Raw genomic sequence first — 13,596 nt, forward strand, 5'->3', positions numbered from 1 at the left:
TTGTAAAAGCCGAGTGTATCCAAAGAGTGTGTGGTTACATATAGAATCATTGGCTCAATCTCGCTGGTTAATTGTTAATGCCAGGAGTGTTGAGCCGCAAAACTTCATTCGCCTTAAACGTGCTATTTTGGCTGCTCGAACTGAGTCGGCGGGGTTAAAATAGTTGGGGTTGGGTTATCATTTAACTGTGGGTAGTCAATGGTGTAATGAAGGCCTCTGCTTTCTTTTCGCTCCATAGCACTTCGAATAATAAGCTCAGCAACTTGGACTAGGTTACGTAGCTCTAATAAGTTATTAGTAACGCGGAAGTTTGCATAATAATCACGAATTTCTTGTTGTAGTAGTTCAACACGGTGTAAAGCGCGTTCCAAGCGCTTAGTTGAACGTACTATGCCAACATAATCCCACATAAATAGACGTAACTCATGCCAATTATGCGTGATCACCACTTCTTCATCTGAATTAGTAACACGACTTTCATCCCATACAGGTAAGGTTTTTAATGCCGGGCTGTGCTGTATTTTAGCTAAAATGTCTTTTGCTGCGGCATGGGCAAACACAATGCATTCTAACAATGAATTACTCGCCATACGGTTAGCGCCATGTAGGCCTGTGTAAGCGACTTCGCCAATTGCGTAAAGATTATCTAGATCGGTTTTACCGTTAAAATCAGTCATTACGCCACCACAAGTGTAATGAGCTGCCGGTACTACTGGGATCGGGTCTTTAGTAATATCAAGACCCACACTCAAGCACTTTGCGTAAATAGTAGGAAAGTGCTCAATAATAAAGTCTTTATCTTTGTGGCTGATATCCAAATATACGCAATTTGCACCTAAGCGCTTCATTTCGAAATCGATAGCGCGAGCAACAATATCTCTTGGTGCTAATTCTTCACGAGTATCAAAATCTTTCATAAATCGGGTGCCATCAGGGCGTTTTAAGTAAGCGCCTTCACCACGCATGGCTTCTGTTATAAGAAAATTCTGTAACTCTGGGTGATATAGGCTAGTTGGGTGGAATTGGTTAAATTCCATATTGGCAACGCGACACCCCGCACGCCATGCCATTGCAATACCGTCACCGCTAGATACGTCAGGGTTTGATGTATAGAGGTAGACTTTACTGGCTCCACCGGTAGCTAAAGCCACGAATTTAGCTGAAATCGTTTCGACTTTTTTTGCCGCGCGGTTCCACATATACACGCCGTGAATATGTTGGCCGGTTTGGCCTAGTTTTTTATCACCAATCAAATCAATTGCATTATATTGTTCAAGCAATGTTATTCTAGGGTGTGCTTGCACTTGGCTTATCAGGGTCGTTTGTACAGCGCGACCAGTTGCGTCTGCAGCATGAAGAATACGCCGGTGACTGTGGCCGCCTTCACGCGTTAAGTGAAAACGTTCTTTGCCTTTGCTGTCAAATTCCATATCAAAGGGGACGCCTTGCTCAATAAGCCATTGTAAGCAATTAGGGGCATTGCTTGCAGTGTAATGAACAGCTTCTCTGTCGCATAAACCACCACCGGCATCTAAAGTGTCTTGCACATGCGATTCTATACTGTCATTTTTTTTATCAAAAACAGCAGCAATTCCGCCTTGGGCATAGAGTGTGGAACCTTCGGTTAGTTCACCTTTACTAATTACGGTGACTTTACAGTGGTTGGCTAAAGACAGAGCTAATGAGAGGCCAGCTGCGCCACTGCCTATAATCGCGACATCCGTAATGTGGTGTTTATTTTGGTTCATGTCCGTGGTCTTTGCGGTTACAATGCTCAGATACTAATTTATGCAATTGGTACGAGCAATCAATATTATTATGATAGGCGTATATGTATCATATTTGGCGCGACACTATTAGTGATTTTCAGCTTTTGCCAACTTATTTACGGCTATTTTATAAAATAATAATATTAAACAGAACTTTTTGTTCATAGCGTAGTCAGAGTATTTGTGAACAATGGCTAAGATATGAATAACAAGCAATAATTAGATATAGGAGTACCGGCTCGAATGAGCGAGCAGGATTTGGATTTAGCGCTAGTAAAAAGGGTCCAGCAAGGCGATAAAAATGCCTTCAATCTTTTAGTAAAGAAGTATCAGAATAAAATCGCTGGTTTGATTTCACGTTACGTATCAAATCAAGGTGATATTGCTGATGTAGCACAAGAGGCGTTTATTAAAGCGTATCGTGCTCTTCCTAACTTTAGAGGGGACAGTGCCTTTTATACTTGGTTATACCGTATCGCCGTTAATTGTGCTAAAAATTACTTAGTGGCTCAGGGTCGCAAACCGCCAGCAAATGATATAGATGCTGACGATGCCGAATTTTACGATGGCGCAGATGCAATGCGTTCAAATGCATCCCCTGAAAACTTGTTATTAAGCGAAGAAGTTCGCGCAGTTATTTTTAGCACCATTGATAGTTTGCCTGAAGATCTTAAAACCGCAATCACCCTACGAGAAATCGAAGGGATGAGCTATGAAGAAATAGCAGTGGTGATGGATTGCCCAGTCGGGACGGTGCGTTCGCGTATTTTCCGTGCCCGTGAAGCAATTGATAACAAATTAAACCCATTAATAGGCGAGTCTTAATATGACAAAAGCAGACGTTAACAAGTTGGATAATCAACATCTATCCGCATTACTTGACGGCGAACAACCACTAGAGAATCAAGTGTTAGCATCTGATGATGCTGCTACTTTTGGTCGTTACGCATTGATTGGTGATGCTATGCGTGCTGAGTCAGATAATGCCTTCGTTATAGATATCAGTGATAGCGTTGCAAAAGCACTAGAAAGTGAACCTGTGTATGCTGACTTTAGTCAAAAACAGACACAGCCTACACCTCTAGTGGCAAACGGCACCGATAATGTAGTGGCATTTAACTGGCGTAAACCAATTTCACAGTTGGCTATTGCAGCCAGTGTGGCAATGTTTGCGATTGTTGGTGTTCAGACTTTGCCACAAGGTGAAAATTCATCGGCGAATGAAATTCCAATGCTACAAACAACACCTTTAACGGGTGTTGCGTCTCCAGTGAGTTATTCATCAGAACCAGCGCTTGAAAATGCAGAGCAAGGTTTACGTGAGTTACAGCAGCAGCGCATAGGCGCTTTAGTTCTTGAGCATCAACGCCAAGCACGAGTTGCATATTCATTAGAAAAAGCCCACACTAAGGCGCAAGCCGAAGAGGAAAAAAACTAATTTAATGAAAGTTATTACTTTTATTTTGTCGTTGGTATTAATGGCTCCAGCCTTTGCTGACGACGAAAACCCCGCTAAAGAGCTACTGCTCCAGATGGCTGATGCCGTCCACAACCGCAACTTTGATGCCTCTTTTGTTGTCGTCAAAGGTAAAGCGATGGAACCCTATCGTTGGTTACATGCAAAACAAGGTGACACCGAACTTGAGCATTTAAGCTTACTTAATGGTGCTGGCCTAGAAATGGTTAGAATTAATAACCAAGTAACTTATTTTGAGCCTCAATCTGCGCCTTATTCAATTGCTACAGACTCTATTGCAGGTCCGATTCCAGAAGTTCTATTCAAAAATATTGAACGATTAAGTTTGCACTATGATTTTGTTTTAGGGGGTAAAGGACGTATTGCTGGACGTGCTGCTCAATTAGTTCGTATTGAATCAAAAGATGAATATAAGTATAATTATTGGCTCTGGCTAGATGCAGAATCATCCTTGTTGCTTAAATCTGCGTATGTTAATCACGCCGGTGAAATGCTAGAGCAGCTTCAATTAACACATATTAGTGTGACCGAAGAGCCTGCGCCACTGTTATTGGAAATGCTTAATCGCCAATTTCCAACGTCATTACCGGCTGTTGAAGTTTCTAATAAAGAGTCAAAAACAGCGGGTAATAATTGGCAAATCGGTTGGTTACCTGATGGGTTTAGTTTACTTAAATCAGATCGCCATAAATTAGATTTAAACAATGAACTGACTGATTATTATCTATATTCAGATGGTTTTGTTGAAGTGTCGGTGTTTGTTCAACGACCTTTACCAGGGCGCAGACCGAGTGGTTCTTTATCATCAGGAGCTACAACTGTTTATGTTCATAATGCTGGAAGCTTTGATGTGTCGGTGGTAGGAAATATACCAGCAATGACCGCCAAGGCAATTGCTGAGTCGGTTGCAAGACCATTGTAAATTAAAAGCAGATAATGATAGAACAAACCCTTACAGTGGTGTCAATTGATGGCGCCACTGCGCATTTAGAAGCTCAACAAAAAAAAGCTTGCGAAGGCTGTAATGGTCGCTGTGGCTCTCAAGTGTTTGGCAAACTATTTGGCACCGCTAAAAAAACCTTTCCTTACCAATTTGAAACTGTTGTTGCTGTCGGGCAAAAAGTGACACTTGCGCTAGACGATAGTCACATGGTAAAACATGCCTTTGCAGTATATATGCTGCCTTTAGTCTTGGGGCTAGTGTTTTCTCTGATCGCTGCTGAGTTTTTTTCTGCGCCAGAATGGTTACAAATAATTGCCGCTATAAGTGGTGGTTTTACTGGCTTTGCTGTAGCTAAAAGTCGAGTGAAAAGTCTCAAACATGACATCAAAGTAATAAAAATTCATCCAATTAGCCTCCCTTTAACTCAAATAGATGGTGATTGAAGCCAATTAAATGTAAAATTGCGGCTTTATACACTCAATCAATTAAAATAGAAGTTTAGAATCCAGTTTATGAAGCATATCCGTAATTTTTCGATCATCGCCCATATTGACCACGGTAAATCGACCCTTTCTGATCGTTTGATCCAAGTTTGTGGCGGTTTAACTGACCGTGAAATGCAAAAACAAGTATTGGATTCAATGGATATAGAGCGCGAACGTGGCATCACGATTAAAGCGCAAAGTGTAACCTTAAATTATAAAGCAAATGATGGTGAAACTTACCAGCTAAACTTTATCGATACACCAGGACACGTTGATTTTACTTATGAAGTATCACGTTCATTGGCTGCCTGTGAAGGCGCATTACTTGTAGTAGATGCAGGCCAAGGTGTTGAGGCGCAAACATTAGCAAATTGTTATACCGCCATAGAAATGAATTTAGAAGTTATACCAGTACTAAATAAAATCGATTTACCACAAGCAGATCCACTTCGCGTTGCTGAAGAAATTGAAGATATTATTGGTATTGATGCGCTTGATGCTGTGCAATGTAGCGCTAAAACAGGTGTTGGTATTGCTGAAGTTCTTGAAATGATTGTCAGAGATGTACCATCGCCAGAAGGTGATAAAGACGCGCCATTACAAGCATTAATTATCGACTCTTGGTTTGACCCGTATCAAGGTGTTGTATCACTTGTTCGTATTAAACACGGTGAACTACGCATCGGCGACAAAATTAAAATCATGTCGAATGAGCATATTCATACTGCAGATCAAGTTGGTGTATTTACACCAAAGCAAACAAACACCGGTATTTTAAGAACTGGCGAAGTAGGCTTTGTTATTGCTGGTATTAAGGAAATACATGGCGCGCCAGTTGGCGATACGATTACCCATCAAAAAAATGCAGCGCCTGCTCGCTTACCTGGTTTTCAAAAAATTAAACCACAAGTGTATGCGGGTATGTTCCCTATTGCGTCAGATGAATATGAATCGTTCCGTGATGCCCTGAATAAACTAAGTCTTAACGATGCGTCGTTATTCTTTGAACCAGAGAATTCTACCGCACTTGGTTTTGGTTTTCGTTGTGGCTTTTTAGGCATGCTGCACATGGAAATTATTCAAGAGCGTTTAGAACGTGAATACGATATTGATCTAATTACCACTGCGCCTACTGTAATCTATGAAATAGTAACAAAAGAAGGTACTTTTCAGATTGATAATCCGTCTGACCTTCCGGCAGTAAATGATATTCAAGAAATTCGAGAGCCAATTGTAGAAGCAAATATCCTTGTTCCTCAAGAGTACTTAGGTAATGTTATTACCCTATGTATAGAGAAACGAGGTATGCAAACTAAAATGAGTTACCACGGTAAACAAGTAGCCGTAACGTATGAGCTACCAATGGCTGAAGTAGTAATGGACTTTTTTGATAAATTAAAGTCAACCAGCCGTGGTTTTGCATCGCTTGATTACAACTTTAAGCGTTTTCAAACGTCAGACATGGTACGTGTTGATATTTTAATAAATGCAGAGCGTGTTGATGCACTTGCGATTATTGTACACAGAGACAGTGCACAATCTCGTGGTCGTCAGTTAGCTGATGCACTTAAAGAGCTTATTCCACGTCAAATGTTTGATATTGCAATTCAGGCGGCAATTGGCGCGCATGTTATTGCACGTACAACCGTTAAGCAGTTACGTAAAAATGTAATCGCCAAGTGTTACGGTGGTGACGTAAGTCGTAAGAAAAAACTGCTTAAAAAGCAAAAAGATGGTAAAAAACGTATGAAGCAAGTTGGTAATGTTGAAGTGCCACAAGAAGCGTTTTTAGCAATTCTTAAAGTTGGTAAGTAAGGCTTCGTAACCCAGTTTCGTAAGAGAAAGGATTTAATGTATGGCAGGTTATTTTTCAATATTTTTAGTGCTATTAACATTAGGCTCAGGCTTAATTTGGTTAATTGACCATCTAATGTTTGCGCCAAAAAGACAGCAACGCTTAGCTCTTGCACAAAGTTCTGCTGGCGGCGAGCTAGATGAAGAAACTGCCGCATTAATTGCGCCTGAGCCGACATTGACAGAGACTGCTAAGTCGATTTTCCCGATGATCGCAGCAATTACTATTTTTAGGTCGTTTTTATTTGAACCGTTTCAAATTCCGTCAGGTTCAATGATGCCTACCTTGTTAGTGGGTGACTTTATTTTAGTGCAAAAGTATTCTTATGGGGTGAAAGACCCTGTATGGCGTACTCAGTTAGTCGATGTTGCTGAACCTGAACGCGGTGATATAGTGGTATTTAAATATCCATTAGATGAACGTATAGATTATATTAAACGAGCTATTGGTTTGCCTGGTGATAAAATTGTTTACCGTAACAAGCGTTTATATATTCAACCAAATTGCGCAGAGGGTGAAACTCAGCAGGGCGATTTATTGTGTAATGAGTATAATAAGATTGATATGGAAATCATCAATCGTGATGAATTTAAGCAAGGCTCTATGGATTTAGTGCGTTTAAATGAAAATTTAACGACGCTAAAACATGATATTTTAATAAACCCAGAAGCGCTGGAAATGAAAGGGCGTTACTATCAACAGCCGGGTACACGTTCTGATGAATGGGTAGTACCGGCTGATCATTATTTTATGATGGGTGACAACCGCGATAACAGCCAAGATAGTCGCGTATGGGGCTTTGTGCCAAAAGAAAACTTGGTGGGTAAAGCTGTCTTTATATGGATGAGTTTTGAATTTGATAATGGCCCAGATGACATTGTACCAGGCTGGGTTCCAACTGGTGTTCGTTTTGAACGCCTAGGTAATATTCAGTAACAATGAAAAAAAATGTAACAGAGCTATATAGCAAAATAGGGTATACCTTTATTGATCAAGCATTGCTTGAGCAGGCGATGACCCATCGCAGCCATAAAGGACAACATAACGAGCGCCTAGAGTTTTTAGGTGATTCAATTTTAAGTTTTGTCATTGCAAATGCATTATATGGCAAATTCCCTAAAGCCCGAGAAGGTGACTTGAGCCGTATGCGCTCAACGCTTGTTCGTGGTCAAACGTTAGCCGAATTTGGCTTGGAGTTTGGTTTAGGTGATTACCTGCGTTTAGGTCCAGGTGAGCTTAAAAGTGGCGGCTTTCGACGTGAGTCAACTTTAGCTGATGCGGTTGAAGCCATAATCGGTGCTGTATTTTTAGATGCAGGTATAGATGTTTGTGGTGATTTAATTTTGGCTTGGTACGAACCTCGCCTTGATGCTATTTCACCAGGCTTAAACCAAAAAGACCCTAAAACGCTATTACAAGAGTATTTACAAGCTCGAAAACTACCTTTGCCAGGCTACACCGTAGTTGATACTAAAGGTCAGGCGCACAATCAAACATTCACGGTAGAATGTATAGTTGAAGGTATGGATAGCATCATCTCAGTAGGTAGTTCACGTCGTAAGGCTGAACAAAAAGCCGCTGAAAAAGCACTTAAGATACTTAAAAATGAACCTTGATACACTGATCCAGCCTCATACAGGTGAAGTTGATACGTTTTGCGGCATGGTCGCCATTGTTGGTCGACCAAACGTAGGTAAATCTACGTTGCTAAACGAAATTATTGAACAAAAAGTGAGTATAACCTCACGCAAACCGCAAACAACACGCCACCGTATCATGGGTATTCATACCGAAGGTAAGCATCAGGCTGTTTACGTCGATACACCGGGGCTGCACGTTGAAGAAAAGCGTGCCATTAACCGTTTAATGAATCGCGCAGCATCTAGCTCAATCGGTGATGTAGAACTTATTATATTTGTTGTTGAAGGCACTCATTGGAATGCTGACGATGACATGGTGCTAAATAAAGTATCACAAAGCGGTAAACCAGTATTATTGGTTATTAATAAAATAGACCAAGTAAAGGACCGTGATCTTGTACTGCCACATATGAAGTGGTTAGGTGACAAGTTTGATTTTGTTGGTATTATGCCCGTATCTGCAACGCAGGGTAAAAATATTAACCTAATCAAAGATGAAGTAACAAAACGTTTACCACCGTGTGAGTTTTACTTTCCTGAAGATTATGTAACCGATCGCTCAATGCGCTTTATGGCGGCTGAAGTGATCCGTGAAAAGTTAATGCGTTTTATGGGTGAGGAATTACCTTATTCAGTAACTGTCGAAATTGAGCAGTTTAAATGGCAAGAAAACGGCATTTGGCATATCAATGGCTTAATCTTGGTTGAGCGTGAAACTCAAAAACGCATGGTAATTGGTAACAAAGGCGAAAAGCTGAAAGTTATTGGCCGTGAAGCACGTAAAGATCTTGAAGAAATGCTCGATAACAAAGTATTTTTAGAGCTTTGGGTTAAAGTTAAATCAGGTTGGGCTGACGATGAGCGTGCACTTCGCAGCTTAGGTTACGGTGAAGATTAATCACTTAAGTTACCGTTATGGATAGCGACTTCTACACAGCATATTTATTACATCGGCGTCCTTTTAGTGACTCGCAAGTAATGCTTGATATGCTGGTAGAAGGCGTTGGACAACTACGAATGCTTGCTCGCATAAGTGGTCGCCAGTCAACCAAACATAAAGCGCAGCTGCAACCTTTCCAAGCATTACTCGTAAACTATACGGGTAAAAATGATCTTAAATACATTCAACGTTTCGAATTGCATGGTACGCAATCCCCTTTAGTAGGCGATCAGCTTTACTGCGGCTTCTACTTAAATGAGTTAACAAATCGGATTGTGCCAATCAATGAGCCCATTGATCATGCCTATGAGCTTTATCGAACACACTTACAGCAGCTAAATAAGCACCCTAATTTGCAAGCCGTATTACGCTCTTATGAATTTCAGTTACTAGAGCTTTTGGGTTATGGCGTTGATTTTAGTTTTGATGCCGCAGGCGATCCAATCACCTCAAAACAAACGTATAGTTATTTTGCTGAATATGGCTTTGTTGCACAGGAAAATCATGGCAGTGGCTTTTTAGGGGCGCAATTAAATGCGATTGCTGCTCATGACTTTAGTGCGCCGGATGTGTTATATATGGCAAAACAATTAAGTCGTCATTTAATGAAACCCTTACTGGGTAAAAAACCATTAAAAAGTAGAGAGCTTTTTAAACCGCAATCTTAGTACGGTATTTTTAACCGTTATTTTTACAGGTAAAAAAATGAAAGATATTCTTTTGGGTATAAACGTTGATCATATTGCTACTTTACGCCAAGCCCGCGGTACTAGTTACCCGGATCCAGCTCATGCGGCAAGTGTTGCGGAGCATGCTGGTGCTGATGGGATCACCATTCATTTGCGTGAAGATCGCCGTCATATTCAAGATCGTGACGTATATGTGATGGCTAAAACAATTCAAACGCGTATGAACCTTGAAATAGCTGTTACTGATGAAATGATTGATATTGCGTTGGATGTAAAACCGGCTTACGTTTGCTTAGTACCAGAGAAACGGGAAGAGTTAACTACCGAAGGTGGCTTAGATGTTGTGGGTAACTTAGATAAAATTAAAGCCGCAACTGCAAAGCTGAGTGATGCAGGAATTAAAGTTTCATTATTTATTGACGCAGATAAAGCGCAATTAGATGCCGCTAAAGCATGTAATGCTCCTTACGTTGAAATACATACTGGCGCTTATGCAGATGCGCAAACTGACGCAGAGATGAGCAAAGAGCTTGAACATATTCGACAAGGTGTGAAATATGCGGCAGGTTTAGGGTTAATCGTCAATGCAGGGCATGGCCTTCATTATCACAACGTGAAGCCGATTGCCGCGATGGAAGAGATTTACGAGTTAAATATTGGCCACGCAATTGTTGCGCGTGCAGCCATTGATGGTTTAGATAAAGCAGTACGTGACATGAAGCGACTAATGCTTGAAGCACGGGCTTAAAGTTTGAGTTCAGTCTAATAAAAAAAACGACTCAAAAGAGTCGTTTTTTTAAACTTACTTTATTAGCAGTTTGTTTCTTCAGCATTTACGCCTTCTTTTACTTTTTCACAGGCGTCTTCAACTTTGTTTTGTACATCGGTTACAGCTTCATCTATGCGCTCACCTGCTTCTTCTGCGTGATTGTCTTCACAACCCATAATAAAAAAACTAGCGAAAAGGGCGATAACGGCTGTTTTTACTGTTGTAGATTTCATAATGTAATTCCTTGTAAATAAATATAGTGGTAATACTGTTGCGTTACTTTGTCTCAGCTACTTGGGCACGTTGCCACGTAGTGCGCCTGATACAAGAGAGATAACTAACAATACTAAAAAGATAAAAAATATAATCTTAGCAATTCCTGCTGCGGCACCTGCGATGCCACCAAAACCTAACACTGCAGCAATAAGTGCAATAACTAAAAATGTAATTGTCCAGCGTAACATTGTTTTCTCCTTGGTTAATTTGTACATATTAGATAATGCCATTTACATGCCAATATTAAAGTCCTTTAAAATCAGCCGTTTACTTTTTCATTCGTTATAGGGATCAGTTTCATAGGAAATATTTACACGCTTTATGTGTAACTTGTTCTTAAGTAAAAAAGGAATGTAAAATCACCACACTATTGGTAAGACCAATTAATTTAAGTGGTTTTTAGAAAAGAAATATTATCAAATATAGAGACTGCATAAATAGGGATGGAGCTTTGCATTCTATAGCTTATAAGTTTTGGCTATATTCGCTATTTTTATCATCTATATCTTGAAAAATAATAGCGATTTGTCGGGTGTTAAATTTAATGTGGGTATGTTAGCTTTATATTAATTGGTTTTACCAATTTACAAAGTGTTGGAAATGGTTAATTACTTTGATATGATTGTTGCATAGTTATTTATATAAAGTGGTTTTTTACCTGCTTTTGTTGCTTTGTTAACTATCAGGTATTGAATATATAAAGGGGCAGAGTATGAATATAGGTGAGTTACTAGCGACAGCAGCAAATTTGATGGCAACAGGCATGGTGGGCGTTTTTGTTTTTCTTTCATTGTTGATTTCAGCAATTGTATTAATGTCTAAGGTGGCGAGTCGTTTTGAGCAACCTATAGATGTACCAGCTCGTGCGCCATCAATCAAAGCGCAAGGTGTGCCAGATGCACACATTGCCGCAATTAGTGCTGCCATCGCTCAGTACAAAAATAAACAAAAATTATAAGGGGTGACTTATGGCTAAATTAAAACTAACAGAACTGGTACTTCGTGATGCTCATCAATCATTATTAGCAACGCGTATGCGTTTAGATGACATGTTACCTATTGCTGAAAAACTTGATGATGCAGGTTATTGGTCGATCGAATCATGGGGCGGTGCAACATTTGATTCGTGTATTCGCTATTTAGGAGAAGATCCATGGGAGCGTATTCGCGCCCTTAAAAAAGCAATGCCGAATACAAAGCAACAAATGCTGTTACGTGGTCAAAATCTTTTAGGTTACCGTCATTATGCTGATGATGTGGTAGAAAAATTTGTTGAGCGTGCACATAAAAATGGTGTAGATGTCTTTCGTATTTTTGATGCAATGAATGACGTGCGTAATTTAGAAACGGCAATCAAAGCCGCAATCAAAGTTGGTGCCCATGCACAAGGTACAATTTCATACACAGTAAGCCCAGTCCATACACTGGAGATGTGGCTAACACTTGCAAAACAGCTTGAAGATCTTGGTTGTCATTCAATTTGTATCAAAGATATGGCAGGCTTACTTAAACCATATGATGCTGAAAAGTTGATTAAAGGTTTAAAAGAAACGGTTTCTATACCAATTGCAATGCAATGTCATGCAACAACAGGTTTAAGTACAGCAACCTATCAAAAAGCGATTGATGCTGGCATCGATATGCTTGATACCGCTATTTCCTCAATGAGTATGACTTATGGACACAGTGCAACAGAGACCATTGTTTCTATAGTTGAAGGAACTGAGCGCGATACTGAACTTGATTTGAATCAGCTCGAAGAGATTGCCGCTTACTTCCGTGATGTACGTAAAAAGTATGCTGCATTTGAAGGCAGTTTAAAAGGTGTTGATGGTCGTATATTATTAGCGCAAGTGCCTGGCGGCATGTTAACTAACATGGAAAATCAACTTAAAGAACAAGGCGCAGCAGATAAACTTGATCAAGTGTTGCTTGAAATACCACGCGTTCGTGAAGATTTAGGTTTCTTGCCTTTAGTGACACCTACCTCGCAAATTGTAGGCACACAAGCTGTTTTAAATGTACTGACAGGTGAGCGTTATAAAACAATCACTAAAGAAACTGCAGGTGTATTAAAAGGTGAGTACGGAGCAACACCAGCGCCAATGAATAAAGAGCTGCAAGAGCGCGTGCTTGATGGTGCAGACGTTATTACTTGTCGTCCTGCTGATTTATTAAAACCAGAACTTGAGACGCTGCAAGCTGAGTTATTAAAAGAAGCACAAGAGCAAGGTTTAATACTTGCTGATGAGCAAATAGACGACGTGCTAACGTATGCATTATTTCCACAAATTGGTTTGAAATTCATTAAAAACCGTAACAACCCTGATGCATTCGAAGCAATACCTGCGGCCCCAACGGCTCAATCAGAAAAACCAACTAAAACGAATAATAAAACAGTCACTGCTGAGCAGTACAGCGTAAAAGTTGATGGTAAAGTTTATGATGTAGTTGTTGCTCAAGGCGGTGAACTAAAAGAAGTTACTTTAAAAGACAGTGAGTTAATTCCCCAGTCTGCCTCAGTCGCATCAGGGGAGACATTGAATGCACCTCTTGCCGGTAATATCTTTAAAATTAAAGTTAAAGCAGGGCAAACGGTTAACGAAGGTGATGTAGTAATGATCATGGAAGCCATGAAAATGGAAACAGAGATCCGCGCTACACATGCAGGTACAATTGCTCAGATCCTAGTTTCTGAAGGTGACTCGGTTGTCACGGGTGATGCCATGATTTCATTAGCCTAGGAGTAAAGT

Annotated in this window: 15 protein-coding genes; 12 read left to right on the forward strand and 3 right to left on the reverse strand. The window is 40.3% G+C overall.

What is annotated here, in order from left to right; genetic code table 11:
- Positions 1 to 122 precede the first annotated feature (122 nt).
- Positions 123 to 1,748: an L-aspartate oxidase gene (gene nadB, locus ACJJVX_RS10505; RefSeq protein WP_405631384.1), complete on the reverse strand. Its 1,626-nt coding sequence runs from the start codon at positions 1,746 to 1,748 to the stop codon at positions 123 to 125.
- Positions 1,749 to 2,012: 264 nt separating this feature from the next.
- Between nadB and rpoE the strand changes: the two genes are divergently transcribed.
- From rpoE to pdxJ, 10 genes are all read left to right on the forward strand, one after another.
- The gene (rpoE, locus tag ACJJVX_RS10510) at positions 2,013 to 2,594 is read left to right on the forward strand and encodes an RNA polymerase sigma factor RpoE (RefSeq protein WP_054205403.1); all 582 of its coding nucleotides are present in this window, start codon (positions 2,013 to 2,015) and stop codon (positions 2,592 to 2,594) included.
- 1 nt (position 2,595) lies between these two features.
- Entirely contained in the window at positions 2,596 to 3,207 is a 612-nt protein-coding gene (locus ACJJVX_RS10515; RefSeq protein ID WP_405631385.1) for a sigma-E factor negative regulatory protein, read from the forward strand.
- Positions 3,208 to 3,211: 4 nt separating this feature from the next.
- The gene (locus ACJJVX_RS10520) at positions 3,212 to 4,168 is read left to right on the forward strand and encodes a MucB/RseB C-terminal domain-containing protein (RefSeq protein ID WP_054453201.1); all 957 of its coding nucleotides are present in this window, start codon (positions 3,212 to 3,214) and stop codon (positions 4,166 to 4,168) included.
- Positions 4,169 to 4,182: 14 nt separating this feature from the next.
- The gene (locus ACJJVX_RS10525; RefSeq protein WP_054205406.1) at positions 4,183 to 4,632 is read left to right on the forward strand and encodes a SoxR reducing system RseC family protein; all 450 of its coding nucleotides are present in this window, start codon (positions 4,183 to 4,185) and stop codon (positions 4,630 to 4,632) included.
- Positions 4,633 to 4,701: 69 nt separating this feature from the next.
- Positions 4,702 to 6,489 (forward strand): translation elongation factor 4, encoded by a 1,788-nt coding sequence (gene lepA, locus ACJJVX_RS10530; RefSeq protein ID WP_054205407.1) that lies wholly within the window; start codon positions 4,702 to 4,704, stop codon positions 6,487 to 6,489.
- A 40-nt stretch (positions 6,490 to 6,529) separates the two neighbouring features.
- On the forward strand, positions 6,530 to 7,465 hold the full coding sequence (gene lepB, locus ACJJVX_RS10535; protein WP_054205408.1) for a signal peptidase I: 936 nt from the start codon (positions 6,530 to 6,532) through the stop codon (positions 7,463 to 7,465).
- Positions 7,466 to 7,467: 2 nt separating this feature from the next.
- On the forward strand, positions 7,468 to 8,145 hold the full coding sequence (rnc, locus tag ACJJVX_RS10540) for a ribonuclease III (protein WP_054205409.1): 678 nt from the start codon (positions 7,468 to 7,470) through the stop codon (positions 8,143 to 8,145).
- The gene (gene era / locus ACJJVX_RS10545; RefSeq protein WP_054205410.1) at positions 8,135 to 9,067 is read left to right on the forward strand and encodes a GTPase Era; all 933 of its coding nucleotides are present in this window, start codon (positions 8,135 to 8,137) and stop codon (positions 9,065 to 9,067) included. Before rnc ends, era begins: the two co-directional genes overlap by 11 nt.
- A 17-nt stretch (positions 9,068 to 9,084) precedes the next feature.
- Positions 9,085 to 9,777: a DNA repair protein RecO gene (gene recO, locus ACJJVX_RS10550; RefSeq protein WP_054205411.1), complete on the forward strand. Its 693-nt coding sequence runs from the start codon at positions 9,085 to 9,087 to the stop codon at positions 9,775 to 9,777.
- 37 nt (positions 9,778 to 9,814) lie between these two features.
- Positions 9,815 to 10,546, forward strand: coding sequence for a pyridoxine 5'-phosphate synthase (gene pdxJ, locus ACJJVX_RS10555; RefSeq protein ID WP_054205412.1), 732 nt, complete (start codon positions 9,815 to 9,817; stop codon positions 10,544 to 10,546).
- Between the two features lie 62 nt (positions 10,547 to 10,608).
- Here the strand turns inward: pdxJ and ACJJVX_RS10560 are convergent, their stop codons facing one another.
- Both ACJJVX_RS10560 and ACJJVX_RS10565 read right to left on the reverse strand, forming a co-directional pair.
- Positions 10,609 to 10,800: a hypothetical protein gene (locus ACJJVX_RS10560; RefSeq protein WP_054205413.1), complete on the reverse strand. Its 192-nt coding sequence runs from the start codon at positions 10,798 to 10,800 to the stop codon at positions 10,609 to 10,611.
- A gap of 57 nt (positions 10,801 to 10,857) precedes the next feature.
- Positions 10,858 to 11,031, reverse strand: coding sequence for a DUF1328 domain-containing protein (locus ACJJVX_RS10565; protein WP_064485886.1), 174 nt, complete (start codon positions 11,029 to 11,031; stop codon positions 10,858 to 10,860).
- Positions 11,032 to 11,555: 524 nt separating this feature from the next.
- On the opposite strand from ACJJVX_RS10565, the gene ACJJVX_RS10570 reads away from it, so the two are divergent.
- Positions 11,556 to 11,801, forward strand: a complete 246-nt coding sequence (locus ACJJVX_RS10570) for an OadG family protein (RefSeq protein WP_054453205.1) — start codon at positions 11,556 to 11,558, stop codon at positions 11,799 to 11,801.
- Positions 11,802 to 11,811: 10 nt separating this feature from the next.
- Positions 11,812 to 13,587, forward strand: a complete 1,776-nt coding sequence (gene oadA / locus ACJJVX_RS10575; RefSeq protein ID WP_054205415.1) for a sodium-extruding oxaloacetate decarboxylase subunit alpha — start codon at positions 11,812 to 11,814, stop codon at positions 13,585 to 13,587.
- The last annotated feature ends 9 nt before the right edge of the window (positions 13,588 to 13,596 follow it).

The sequence above is a fragment of the Pseudoalteromonas sp. Ld20 genome (assembly GCF_045064175.1).
Lineage (GTDB): Bacteria > Pseudomonadota > Gammaproteobacteria > Enterobacterales > Alteromonadaceae > Pseudoalteromonas > Pseudoalteromonas neustonica.

Excerpts from the sequence above, each read along its gene's own strand:
- lepA (WP_054205407.1), top strand. The coding sequence starts at position 4,702 with ATGAAGCATATCCGTAATTTTTCGATCATCGCCCATATTGACCACGGT.
- ACJJVX_RS10525 (WP_054205406.1), top strand. The coding sequence starts at position 4,183 with ATGATAGAACAAACCCTTACAGTGGTGTCAATTGATGGCGCCACTGCG.
- ACJJVX_RS10570 (WP_054453205.1), top strand. The coding sequence starts at position 11,556 with ATGAATATAGGTGAGTTACTAGCGACAGCAGCAAATTTGATGGCAACA.
- rnc (WP_054205409.1), top strand. The coding sequence starts at position 7,468 with ATGAAAAAAAATGTAACAGAGCTATATAGCAAAATAGGGTATACCTTT.
- pdxJ (WP_054205412.1), top strand. The coding sequence starts at position 9,815 with ATGAAAGATATTCTTTTGGGTATAAACGTTGATCATATTGCTACTTTA.
- ACJJVX_RS10520 (WP_054453201.1), top strand. The coding sequence starts at position 3,212 with ATGAAAGTTATTACTTTTATTTTGTCGTTGGTATTAATGGCTCCAGCC.
- ACJJVX_RS10565 (WP_064485886.1), bottom strand. The coding sequence starts at position 11,031 with ATGTTACGCTGGACAATTACATTTTTAGTTATTGCACTTATTGCTGCA.
- ACJJVX_RS10560 (WP_054205413.1), bottom strand. The coding sequence starts at position 10,800 with ATGAAATCTACAACAGTAAAAACAGCCGTTATCGCCCTTTTCGCTAGT.
- lepB (WP_054205408.1), top strand. The coding sequence starts at position 6,530 with ATGGCAGGTTATTTTTCAATATTTTTAGTGCTATTAACATTAGGCTCA.
- nadB (WP_405631384.1), bottom strand. The coding sequence starts at position 1,748 with ATGAACCAAAATAAACACCACATTACGGATGTCGCGATTATAGGCAGT.
- rpoE (WP_054205403.1), top strand. The coding sequence starts at position 2,013 with ATGAGCGAGCAGGATTTGGATTTAGCGCTAGTAAAAAGGGTCCAGCAA.
- oadA (WP_054205415.1), top strand. The coding sequence starts at position 11,812 with ATGGCTAAATTAAAACTAACAGAACTGGTACTTCGTGATGCTCATCAA.
- ACJJVX_RS10515 (WP_405631385.1), top strand. The coding sequence starts at position 2,596 with ATGACAAAAGCAGACGTTAACAAGTTGGATAATCAACATCTATCCGCA.
- era (WP_054205410.1), top strand. The coding sequence starts at position 8,135 with ATGAACCTTGATACACTGATCCAGCCTCATACAGGTGAAGTTGATACG.
- recO (WP_054205411.1), top strand. The coding sequence starts at position 9,085 with ATGGATAGCGACTTCTACACAGCATATTTATTACATCGGCGTCCTTTT.